The sequence below is a fragment of the Roseobacter sp. EG26 genome, assembly GCF_049830555.1.
Taxonomy (GTDB): Bacteria; Pseudomonadota; Alphaproteobacteria; order Rhodobacterales; family Rhodobacteraceae; genus Roseobacter.
The window spans coordinates 1-11,439 of record NZ_JBNBLH010000008.1 but is presented as its reverse complement, the minus strand read 5'-3'; the positions used below and the strand labels follow the sequence as shown (position 1 = coordinate 11,439).

Here is an 11,439-nt window from a genome sequence, read left to right as displayed (position 1 = left end):
ACATAGCGGAAATCATTGACAAAACCGCCATTGGTAAATGAATTTACATATTTTTGAGAATTTTGGCGCCGCTTTTTACAAGAAATATTCGAAAACTCATAGGCTTATTAATAAAGTCACAAGACTGTGTATTTTCCTACGAAAGCGCGGGCCCGCTCACTTTTTTGGGTTTTGGGGTCACGCAGCACAAGGAGGATACCCGTGCCAATTGAGGACCTGATCACCCCCACGACACCGTCAGTAACGCCAGAGCCCCACCCAGAACCGCATGTCTCTGCACGTGATTATGAGCGGATGTATGACGCGTCGGTGAACGATCCGGAAGCATTCTGGGCTGAACATGGCAAGCGCATCGACTGGATCAAACCATTCCACAAAGTCAAAAACACGTCATTTGAGCCCGGCAATATAAAAATCCGCTGGTTCGAAGATGGTACGCTCAATGTTTCAGCCAATTGCATTGACCGTCATCTGGAAACACGCGGCGACCAGACCGCCATCATTTGGGAACCGGACAATCCGGCGAAAGACGCAGCGCAGTACATAACGTATCGCGAGCTGCACACATCCGTCTGCAAGATGGCGAATGTCCTACGGTCTCTGGGCGTTGAAAAAGGCGACCGCGTTGTCATTTATCTGCCCATGATCCCGGAGGCGGCCTATGCCATGTTGGCCTGCGCGCGGATCGGCGCCATTCATTCCATTGTTTTTGCCGGTTTCTCGCCGGACGCCTTGGCCGCGCGGATTAATGGCTGTGATGCCAAGGTGGTGATCACTGCCGATTTCGCCCCCAGGGGTGGACGGGAAACCGCGCTGAAAGCCAATACCGACAAGGCACTTCTGCACACCAAGGAAGGTGTGAAATGTCTGGTTGTCAAACGTACTGGTGGCCAGACCACCTGGACCGAACGTGACTATGATTGCAACGCCATGATGGCAGTGACCTCTGCGACATGTCCGGTCGAGGAAATGAACGCCGAAGACCCGCTTTTCATCCTCTATACCTCTGGTTCAACGGGCCAGCCCAAGGGCGTTGTACACAGCTCCGGTGGATATCTGGTCTATGCCGCGATGACCCATGAACTCACTTTTGACTACCACGACGGCGATGTCTTCTGGTGCACTGCGGATGTGGGTTGGGTCACCGGCCACAGCTATATCGTCTATGGTCCGCTCGCCAATGGGGCCACCACGATCATGTTCGAAGGTGTGCCAACCTATCCCGACGCGGGCCGTTTCTGGGAAGTTTGCGCCAAGCACAAAGTGAACCAGTTCTACACTGCGCCCACCGCGATCCGGGCACTGATGGGCGCGGGCAAGGAGTGGGTTGAAAAGCACGATCTGTCCGATCTGCGCCTGCTGGGCTCGGTCGGTGAGCCGATCAACCCTGAGGCCTGGAACTGGTATAATGAGGTTGTCGGAAAGGGCAAATGTCCCATCGTCGATACCTTCTGGCAAACCGAGACCGGCGGACACATGTTGACGCCGCTGCCCGGCGCGACGGCCCTGAAACCCGGGGCGGCGCAAATTCCTTTCTTTGGCGTGCAACCGGTGGTTCTGGAGCCAACCAGCGGGGAGGTTGTCGAGGGTAACGGCGTAGAAGGCGTGCTGTGCATCAAGGACAGCTGGCCCGGTCAGATGCGCACCGTATGGGGCGATCATGAACGCTTCGAGAAGACCTACTTCGGTGACTACAAGGGCTACTACTTCTCTGGTGACGGTTGTCGTCGTGATGAAGACGGCGATTACTGGATCACCGGACGCGTTGATGACGTCATCAACGTTTCCGGTCACCGGATGGGCACGGCGGAGGTTGAAAGTGCCCTGGTTGCGCATGCATCGGTCGCAGAGAGCGCGGTGGTTGGCTATCCCCATGACGTCAAGGGACAGGGCATCTATGCCTATGTGACCCTTATGATCGGAGAGGAACCTTCGGAGGCCCTTCGCAAGGAGCTGGAGACCTGGGTGCGTACGGAAATCGGCCCGATTGCCAAACCTGACCTCATTCAATGGGCACCCGGCCTGCCAAAGACGCGCTCCGGCAAGATCATGCGCCGTATCCTGCGCAAGATTGCCGAGGACGATTATGGCTCTCTGGGCGACACCTCAACGCTCGCCGATCCATCAGTTGTCGATGATCTCATTCAAAACAGAATGAACAGGGGTTGAGCCATGCCTGACTATAGCAAAGTACCGGTTCTGATCCTGCTTGGCCCTCCGGGTGCTGGCAAAGGAACGCAAGCCAAGATTCTGGAAGATCGTTTTGGTCTGGTCCAGCTTTCGACCGGCGACCTACTGCGTGCAGCAGTTGCGGGCGGAACCAAGGCCGGCAAACGTGCCAAAGCCGTGATGGATGCGGGCGAGCTGGTATCCGATGAGATCGTCGTCAACATCCTGAAGGAGCGGCTGCGTGACCCCGATTGTGCGGCAGGCATCATCCTTGATGGCTTCCCGCGCACGATAGCTCAGGCCGAGGCCCTTTCAGAGCTCTTGGGATCCCTTGGCACGCGTGTTCATGCCGCGATCAGCCTTGAGGTCGAAGACGACGCGATGGTCACGCGTATTTCCGGCCGCTACACCTGCGATGGCTGTGGCGAAGGCTATCATGAGACCTTCAAACGCCCCACGGTCGAGGGAACCTGCCAAAAATGCGGGTGCCAACGTTTCCGCAGACGCGCAGATGACAATGCCGACACGGTGCGCCGCAGACTGGTGGCCTACCACGCGGAAACCGCGCCACTGATCACATTCTACAAAGGTGAAAAGTGCCTTTGGACGATAGACGCCATGGGTGAGATCGACGCGATCACAGACGCTTTGCACCAGATTCTTCGCCCTATCGTGACAGAGGTTCGCGGCGCAAGGCAGGCGAACAAGAACTTGCGAACAACTCAAATGGAGGAAGCACAATGAGTGCAGACAGAGACCCCAGCGCATATTGGCAAGCCAATGTGCGTCTCATCCTGATCAGCCTTGGTATCTGGGCACTGGTCTCATTCGGGTTCGGGATCATCCTGCGCCCTCTACTGTCAGGCATCGCCGTCGGTGGCACTGACCTTGGCTTCTGGTTCGCCCAGCAGGGGTCGATCATCATCTTTCTGCTTCTGATCTTCTTTTATGCCTGGCGCATGAACAAGCTCGATCAGGAACATGGCGTGGACGAGGAATAAGATCATGGATCAGTTTACACTCAACCTGCTGTTTGTGGGCGCGTCCTTTGCGCTCTACATCGGCATCGCGATCTGGGCCCGTGCGGGTTCTACATCGGAATTCTACGCCGCCGGTCGGGGCGTGCACCCGGTCACCAACGGGATGGCCACTGCGGCGGACTGGATGTCTGCGGCCTCTTTCATCTCCATGGCGGGACTTATTGCCTTTACGGGCTATGACAATTCCTCCTTCCTGATGGGCTGGACCGGTGGCTATGTTCTGCTGGCGCTGTTGCTGGCACCCTACCTGCGCAAGTTCGGCAAGTTCACTGTCTCCGAGTTTATCGGTGACCGTTTCTATTCCAAAACCGCGCGCATGGTAGCTGTGATCTGCCTGCTTGTGGCCTCAATTACCTACGTGATCGGTCAGATGCAGGGTGTGGGCATCGCCTTCGGGCGCTTTCTTGAAATCGACGCCTTCTGGGGCCTGCTGATCGGGTCCTGTGTGGTTTTTGCCTATGCCGTTTTCGGCGGCATGAAGGGCGTGACCTACACGCAGGTGGCGCAATACTGCGTGCTGATCACCGCCTATACGATCCCGGCCGTGTTCATCTCGCTACAACTGACCGGTAATCCCATCCCCGCGCTTGGTCTGTTTGGGACCACCGAAAGCGGCGAGCCGCTTCTGGTCAAACTGAATCAGATCGTGACCGATCTGGGTTTTGCCGAATACACGGCGGCGCATGGATCGACCATTAATATGGTGCTCTTTACCCTGTCGCTGATGATCGGCACCGCGGGGTTGCCCCATGTGATCATGCGCTTCTTTACGGTGCCACGTGTATCTGATGCTCGTTGGTCTGCCGGCTGGACGCTGGTCTTCATCGCGTTGCTATATCTGACGGCCCCTGCGGTTGGCGCAATGGCGCGGCTCAACATCTCCGAGCTGATGTGGCCAAATGGAACAGATGCGGCAGCGGTCAGCGTTGAGCAGATTGAGAGCGATCCTGAGTATGCGTGGATGGCGACGTGGCAGAAGACTGGCCTCCTCGGATGGGAAGACAAGAACGGCGACGGCATGATCCAGTACTACAACGACAAGAACGCCGATCTGCAAGCCAAGGCCGCAGAGAACGGTTGGGAAGGTAATGAGCTGACCAACTTCAACCGCGATATTCTTGTGCTCGCCAATCCAGAGATTGCAAGCCTTCCGGGCTGGGTGATCGGACTGGTGGCGGCAGGTGGCCTTGCGGCGGCACTGTCCACAGCGGCAGGTCTCCTACTGGCCATCTCTTCGGCAGTCAGCCATGACCTGCTCAAGGGCCAACTCACGCCGAACATGTCGGAGAAGTCGGAACTATTAGCCGCGCGCGTTTCCATGGCGGCGGCGATTGTGGTGGCAGTCTTGCTGGGCCTCAATCCGCCAGGATTTGCGGCGCAAACCGTGGCGCTGGCCTTCGGTCTTGCGGCAGCCTCAATCTTCCCGGCACTGATGATGGGTATCTTCTCGACCCGCATCAACAACGTGGGCGCAGTTGCCGGCATGCTCGCCGGTCTGGTGGTCACGCTGCTCTACATCTTCCTGCACAAAGGCTGGTTCTTCATCCCGGACACCAACACGTTCACGGATGCCGACCCGCTGCTGGGCCCGATCAAGTCGACCTCCTTCGGCGCCATTGGTGCTGCGGTCAACTTCGCGGTGGCCTACGTGGTCTCTGGCATGACCAAGGAAACCCCGCAGGAGATCAAGGATCTTGTCGAAAGCGTCCGTATCCCCCGTGGGTCCGGTGTTGCTGTCGACGGCCATTGATCCAACCGGATACTGCCGCTTTCAGTGCGGCAGGTCCAATCTATCAAGCCTGTCCTGCCCGCGACCAAAGCGGGCAGGACATCCCAATTAGAAGGCCCGCCTCATGCCCCTTCCGCCCCCTTTGATCCAATTCCTTGCCTCGGTGCACCCTTACGACACGCTGTCATCAGCCGATCTTGAAGCGCTTGCTGACCTATGCGAGGCAAAGAGCTACGCGGTGGGTGAGACGGTTTTTGCGCTCGGCGACAAGGTGACCGATCTTATCATCATCAACGAGGGTGAAATTGAGATCACCGATGAGGTGGACGTTCAACTCTCCATCCTGGGGCCTCGGAATTCCTTTGGGGAACGCGCGCTCCTGCGTGGTGAACTTGCCAGCCGCACGGCCACTGTCACGGCACAGGCAACCTTGATCCTGATGCCCGCAGCAACCCTCTTTGCGCTCATAGAAAAACAACCCGCCGTCTCAAAATTCTTCGACCGCCGCCGCCCGGCGGGTCGCCAAAAAAAGGATCTGACCACGCTATCGGTCGGTCAGTTGATGACCCACGATCCGGTGACATGCACGCCCGACACCACCATCCGCGATGCAGCGGCCATGATGCACGAAGCGCAGATCTCATCCATCTGCATCACCGACGTCGAAGGGTTCAAAGGTATCGTGACTGTCCGCGATATGACAGGCCGGGTGGTCGCCCGGGGAGCTGATATCAGCGGGCCGGTCTCTGAGGTGATGACCACAGAATGCCTGACCCTTGGCCCCAAGGCGCTTGTGACGGACGTGCTGCACCTGATGGTGGAACGCGGCATCGGGCATATTCCCGTTGTCGAGGGCACCGACATTCTCGGCATCGTCACACAGACCGACCTTACGCGCGCGCAAGCGATGTCCTCCGCCGACCTGGTGAGGCGTGTGGCCAGGTCGAAAGATGCGGGCACCATGGCCCGCGCAACGGCAGAAATCCCTCAGCTTCTGGTGCAACTGGTTGATACGGGAAACCGGCACGAGGTGATCACCAGACTGATCACAGATATTGCTGACACCGCCACGCGCCGATTGCTGACACTGGCCGAAGCGCAGCTTGGCAGCGCACCGGTGCCGTATCTCTGGCTGGCTTGCGGATCACAGGGACGGCAGGAACAGGCAGGCGTCTCAGATCAGGACAATTGCCTGATCCTGTCCGACGCAGTGACAGATGCCGATTTACCCTACTTCGAAGCACTGGCAAAATACGTATGCGATGGGCTGGACGCCTGCGGATATTTCCATTGCCCGGGCGAGATGATGGCGAGTAACCCACGGTGGCGTCAACCGCTCAAAGTCTGGCGCGGCTATTTCGAAGGCTGGATCAAAAAACCTAACCCCGAAGCGCAGATGCTGGCCTCAGTCATGTTCGACTTGCGCCCGATCGGGGGCGACGAAAGCCTGTGGGCCAAATTGCACGAAGACACGCTGAAGGCCGCGTCGGCGAATTCCATTTTCACCGCACATATGATCGCGAATGCGCTCAAACACCAACCGCCTCTGGGATTGTTGCGTGGCCTGGCGACGATCCGTTCAGGCGAGCATCGCAACCACCTTGACCTCAAGCACAACGGTGTTGTGCCTGTCGTGGACCTCGGGCGCATCTACACCCTGCAGGGTCAGCTGCACCCTGCAAACACCCGTGCGCGGATAGAGGCAGCAATAATGGCAGGTTTTCTGTCGCGATCCGGTGGGGCAGATCTTTTGGACGCCTACGACCTCATTGCCACCACACGACTGGAACATCAGGCAAGCCAGATCAAGGCAGGCGAGAAACCGGGCAATCACCTTGATCCATCATCGCTATCCGACTTTGAGCGGAGCCATCTGAGGGACGCCTTCGTCGTGGTCAAAACAATGCAATCTGCTGTGGGATCAGGAAAAGGCGCGTTAGGATAGAGACATGTTTGTAGAACTCATTGCCACCGTCTTTGCCGGGATCGCCTGCGCCGGGATTATCATGGTGCTGAACATCCTCGCGGGTCGGCGCCTGCCAAAATGGATCATGCCGGTTGCCGCCGGGCTTGGCATGATCGGAATGACGATTTCGAACGAGTACACCTGGTTCGACCGCACCGCGGATCGCATCCCGGACGGCGTGATCATCGCCATGAAGGTTGATGAACAAGGCTGGTTACGTCCTTGGACTAAGATCTGGCCCTATACCAAACGCTTTGTCGCCGTGGATACCGCGACCGCGCGCAAGAACGCAAACTTGCCCAATCAGCGGCTCGCCGATCTTTATTTCTTCGGTCGCTGGTCTCCGGTCAATCAAGCCCCAATGCTGTTTGACTGCGCTGGCGCGCGTTCTGCGCTGTTGATTGACGGGGCCGATTTTGCCGAGGATGGCACCGTGGCTGATGCCGATTGGCAAAGCATGCCTAACGGCGACCCGATCCTGAAACTGGTGTGCGAGACCTGACATGTTCACCCGCCTCGGCCTGCGCTTTCGCGTTTTCCTGTTCTTCTGCTTTCTCGCAGTGGCAGGCACAGCGCTGGCGGCTGCAACGCTGACTTACGGCTGGTCACGCACTGAAGGCAGCATATCAACAACCCCCTTCGTCACCGCATTCATCCTATTCGCTTTTTTGAACACCGGCCTTGTGGTCGCAATCTGGCTCCTGTTCGACGAGCACGTCGCCAAGCCCATAAACATGCTCTCGACCAGCCTGCGCTTGCGCGCGCATTCCGGTGTCGATGCGACCCTCGAGCCTGACGCTGCTCAGTACCTGGGCGATCTCGCCCCTGCAGCCAGCGCATTGACCCAAATGATGAGTACATCTGTTTTGGATCACGCCGCGCAGATCGCAGAGGAGACACAGCGGCTGCGCGCCGAAAGCGAGCGACTGACGGCGCTTCTGACAGAAATCCCGATTGCCACGATCCTGCTGAACCCCACACAAGAGATCGTGCTATACGACGGGCAAGCCGCGAGCGTTCTGTCCCGAATAGCGCCGCCCCGCCTCAAAGCCCCCCTTTCCGACTACTTCGATACCGCTGAGTTGTCAGAGGCAATGGCGCGTTTGTCCGGCGATATCCCCGAAGTGTCGTTCGCCCTCCGCAACACAGAGCGACAGGCGCGCTTTGACGCCAAGTTGAGGGCGCTTGGCAATGACTGTCACATGATCCTCATCGACGCGGAAGAAGATCAAGCCCGTCGGATCGGACAGCGCCCGCTGGTCTTCGATTTTGATCTGATGAATGCGTCTGAGATAACAGACATCACGCAAACTCCCCTCCCTGAACTCTGTTTCGTGCCTTTTGACACAGAAACGACAGGTCTTTCCGTGGAAAAAGACGCCATTGTACAGCTGGGCGCTGTGCGTGTGCTGAATGGCAGGATTGTGGAAGGTGAAGTGCTGGACACATATGTGAATCCAGGTCGGCCGATCCCGCCCGCCTCCAGTGAAATCCACCGTGTGACCGATGCCGATGTGGCAAATGCCCCCGATATTGGCGAGGTCGGACGCAGCTTTCATCAGTTTGCAAAGGGTGCCGTTCTGGTTGCCCACAATGCCCCCTTTGACATCGGCCTTCTTCGGGCATCACAGGCGCAGATGGGTGTCGAGTGGACACACCCCGTTCTCGATACGGTACTTCTATCCGCTGTCGTTTTTGGGACGACCGAGGAACATTCCCTGGATGTCTTATGCGATCGCCTGGCGATCACGATTCCAACCCAGATGCGTCACACGGCCTTAGGAGATGCGAAGGCAACTGCCGAGGCTCTGATTAAGCTCCTTCCGTTGCTGGAGGCAAAGGGAATTCTCACCTTTGGCGAGCTCATCCAGGAGACCCGGCGACACAGTCGTTTGCTGCATGATCTCAACGAATAGATAATTGCCCTACCGCTTGAAGCGCTGGCTGAAGTCGCCCGTTCATGGTGCCTTTGATCACCACGGCTTAATGTACTGTTTGTAGTGTGTTGGCCTCTTTAAGGGGTGGTGATCGCCCCGACGGTCCGCGCGATCACGGATGCAGGCCGACCCTCAGGATCAAGCAGTCATTCGGGATAACTTTTGCGGGTTTTTCAGGGCAAACCATTCAGTCAGATACAAAGACTGTGCGGAGCTTAAGAGGATATTTTTTTCGGCAGGCTCCGCTGCCAAACTCTTCAAAGAGTCGGCCACTTGGGGAAATCGACCGAAAGCCCAGAATTTGGCAATCAGCTGCGCCAGCAGTTTGCGGATGGTGAAGACTTGTGCAATGGCATTGTGGCTCTTGATCCACCCGGCAGCTTAATTGGGGCGTTGATCACAATCGAAAAAGACCAAGCTCCCGCCCACTGTCTTCGCAGACAGATTAAGGTTGCTTGTGGGTTATTTGGAGATTTGCCTGAAGAGAGAGTGTCGATTTTATCTGTAGATCAAGGCGCTTTGCAGTTCTGCGAAATAGACAAAGGCCTCCTGCAGCGGCTCTATAGCCTTAACTTGTCGGAAACTCAGTAGGCCGGGACATGTATTCTGATGGAGACCGTATAACTGGGCCTACAACTCGGACTGTTCGCGCTGGCTTTGGGATACATCTTTCGCGGAACGGAGCAAGCTTCGCTCACGCCCGTCCGAGGATGTGATGGGTCACACCATTCTCCAGCGCTTCTGACCTCTTCAGCACATAATGGCGCGGGGTGACACTGCTCTCAAAGAGCCGTTTTCCCGCTCCGACCACCACCGGAAAAGTCCAAACCCGAAACTCATCGATCAGATCATTGGCCTGTAGGGCCTGGATCAGCCTCGCGCTGCCATGGACCTGCAGCAGCGGTCCATTTTGGGCTTTCAGTTCCTCCACCGCCTCAGCAATATCGCCGGTCAGCGCATAGGAATTCTCCCACTTCAATGGCCCGGGTTGCGAGGTGACCACGTATTTTCGCGCCGCATTCAGCCGGTCGCTCTGAATGGATTTCGGTGCGTTTGGCCAGTGGTCTGCGAAAATATCGTAGGTCCTGCGTCCGAACAGGATGTCATAGGGCTGAGACATCGCTATACGCGCGACATGGGGCATCACGATGTCCCAATAGGGCGTGGCCCACCCGCCTTCGCCGAAGCCGCCCGAGGAATCTTCCTCGGGCATGCTTGGAGATTGCATGACCCCGTCCAGAGTCACAAAGGACAGGACCGCCAGCTCTCGCATCTCAGTGCCGGGCATCGGCCAATGACTGCGCGCACGCAGCCAGCTTGTCGAAAGCCTGGTTCCAGCCACCCGCGCCTGCGGTGCCTTCAGCGACGCCCACATGGGTCATGACCATCCGGGTTTTGCCATCGAACTCGCTGAGATCAACGATCACCTCGGTAATGTCCGGAAAGCTGTCCGGCATCCCCATTGTCTGCGGGGGTATGATGCTGCCATCCGCGTCGCAAAGGCTCTCTGTGTAGACGAGGCGGTCGGGTGCGCTCACCTCCTTATAGACGCCTGTGAACCACATTTCCATCGCCCGTTCGGGCGATTGCATCACCATGCAGACTTTGCGGGTTCCGCCGATTTTCACGTCCATCTCGGCCGTAGGGACCGACATACCATTCGGGCCGTACCATTGTTTGAATAAGTCCGGATCGGTCCACAATTTCCACACGAGATCGATCGGCGCATCAAATTCGCGCTCGATCCGAACCCACTTATGTTCATCGTTCATTGGTCACTTTCCTTCATGTCGGTCAGCAGGGTGTCCATCATGTCGAAGCGGGCGTCCCAGATATGCCGATACTGTTCCGTCCAACTTGAGATCTTCTGGATCGGTTTTGTTTCCAGCCTGCACAGCCGGAACTGCGCGTCCCTTTCGCGGGTGATGAGACCCGCGCTTTCCAGCACCCGAATGTGTTTGGACACAGCCGGCAAGGACATCTCAAACGGCTGCGCCAAGGCTTTCACGCTGGCCGTTCCCTGCGCCAATCGTGCCAAGATTGCTCGCCGGGCCGGATGCGCAAGAGCAGAAAACGCCGCGTCTAGCTGGTCATCTTCATTCATACACCCTTAATATACCAACTGGTTAATTAAACAAGTGGTTTATTAAGGGGCGATCATGATCTTTGGCAAATGTTTCCTCCCAGCTGGCGTCCGTCTGGGAACCGCCGACGCCTGAATATTCGAGGCTATCGCAGCCTAAATCGTCAGTGATCTTTGTCCTCCTTCTGGATAAATCCAGTTTTTTGCAGGGCGCGGCTCATAGAACCGCGATTGTTCCATGTCTCGTTTTACCGCCGATTGCGCGCGTTTTTCTTTCATCATTGAACTTTGGATGCGCAAGTCAGGCCTTGTCATCCTCCTCTTGGCCCTTGCACAGCAGGTTTTCATGCTACAAGCGCAAGCGGCAGTATTTAGCACTTCTGCTGTGGGCTGAGGCTGTGTGGAAACTATCTTAGTTTTTCTGGGCGCGCGTTTGGCTCTAAGATTTCGTCGATTTTCGGGTTTTGGGATTGTTTTAACGTCCAGTAGCCCGCGTGCGGACGCCTATTGCGTTT

The 11,439-nt window shown here is 57.1% G+C and carries 11 protein-coding genes; 8 read left to right on the top strand and 3 right to left on the bottom strand.

What is annotated here, in order from left to right:
• The first annotated feature begins 219 nt into the window (after nucleotides 1–219).
• The 8 genes from acs (at nucleotide 220) to ACOTTU_RS17265 (ending at nucleotide 9,432) form a co-directional block, all read left to right on the top strand.
• Nucleotides 220–2,169 carry an acetate--CoA ligase gene (acs, locus tag ACOTTU_RS17300; RefSeq protein ID WP_425660097.1) on the top strand — a complete coding sequence of 650 codons (1,950 nt, stop codon included), beginning with the start codon at nucleotides 220–222 and terminating at the stop codon, nucleotides 2,167–2,169.
• Between the two features lie 3 nt (nucleotides 2,170–2,172).
• A complete protein-coding gene (locus ACOTTU_RS17295; protein ID WP_425659882.1) occupies nucleotides 2,173–2,913 on the top strand; it encodes an adenylate kinase in 741 nt (246 codons plus the stop codon).
• On the top strand, nucleotides 2,910–3,170 hold the full coding sequence (locus ACOTTU_RS17290; protein ID WP_298919055.1) for a DUF4212 domain-containing protein: 261 nt from the start codon (nucleotides 2,910–2,912) through the stop codon (nucleotides 3,168–3,170). Before ACOTTU_RS17295 ends, ACOTTU_RS17290 begins: the two co-directional genes overlap by 4 nt.
• Before the next feature lie 4 nt (nucleotides 3,171–3,174).
• Nucleotides 3,175–4,959: a sodium:solute symporter family protein gene (locus ACOTTU_RS17285; protein WP_425659880.1), complete on the top strand. Its 1,785-nt coding sequence runs from the start codon at nucleotides 3,175–3,177 to the stop codon at nucleotides 4,957–4,959.
• 103 nt (nucleotides 4,960–5,062) lie between these two features.
• Nucleotides 5,063–6,883, top strand: a complete 1,821-nt coding sequence (locus tag ACOTTU_RS17280) for a DUF294 nucleotidyltransferase-like domain-containing protein (RefSeq protein ID WP_425659878.1) — start codon at nucleotides 5,063–5,065, stop codon at nucleotides 6,881–6,883.
• Between the two features lie 4 nt (nucleotides 6,884–6,887).
• Nucleotides 6,888–7,406, top strand: a complete 519-nt coding sequence (locus tag ACOTTU_RS17275; RefSeq protein WP_425659877.1) for a hypothetical protein — start codon at nucleotides 6,888–6,890, stop codon at nucleotides 7,404–7,406.
• A gap of 1 nt (nucleotide 7,407) precedes the next feature.
• Nucleotides 7,408–8,820 carry an exonuclease domain-containing protein gene (locus ACOTTU_RS17270; RefSeq protein WP_425659875.1) on the top strand — a complete coding sequence of 471 codons (1,413 nt, stop codon included), beginning with the start codon at nucleotides 7,408–7,410 and terminating at the stop codon, nucleotides 8,818–8,820.
• A 294-nt stretch (nucleotides 8,821–9,114) separates the two neighbouring features.
• Complete coding sequence (locus tag ACOTTU_RS17265; RefSeq protein ID WP_425659874.1) at nucleotides 9,115–9,432, top strand: hypothetical protein; 318 nt, start codon at nucleotides 9,115–9,117, stop codon at nucleotides 9,430–9,432.
• A 103-nt stretch (nucleotides 9,433–9,535) separates the two neighbouring features.
• Here the strand turns inward: ACOTTU_RS17265 and ACOTTU_RS17260 are convergent, their stop codons facing one another.
• From ACOTTU_RS17260 to ACOTTU_RS17250, 3 genes are read right to left on the bottom strand one after another with little or no spacing between them, the layout of a single operon-like run.
• Nucleotides 9,536–10,129 (bottom strand): dihydrofolate reductase family protein, encoded by a 594-nt coding sequence (locus ACOTTU_RS17260; RefSeq protein WP_425659873.1) that lies wholly within the window; start codon nucleotides 10,127–10,129, stop codon nucleotides 9,536–9,538.
• Nucleotides 10,116–10,613, bottom strand: a complete 498-nt coding sequence (locus tag ACOTTU_RS17255; protein WP_425659872.1) for an SRPBCC family protein — start codon at nucleotides 10,611–10,613, stop codon at nucleotides 10,116–10,118. The genes ACOTTU_RS17260 and ACOTTU_RS17255 overlap by 14 nt, the downstream gene beginning before the upstream one ends.
• On the bottom strand, nucleotides 10,610–10,945 hold the full coding sequence (locus ACOTTU_RS17250; RefSeq protein ID WP_425659870.1) for an ArsR/SmtB family transcription factor: 336 nt from the start codon (nucleotides 10,943–10,945) through the stop codon (nucleotides 10,610–10,612). The genes ACOTTU_RS17255 and ACOTTU_RS17250 overlap by 4 nt, the downstream gene beginning before the upstream one ends.
• Between the last annotated feature and the right edge of the window lie 494 nt (nucleotides 10,946–11,439).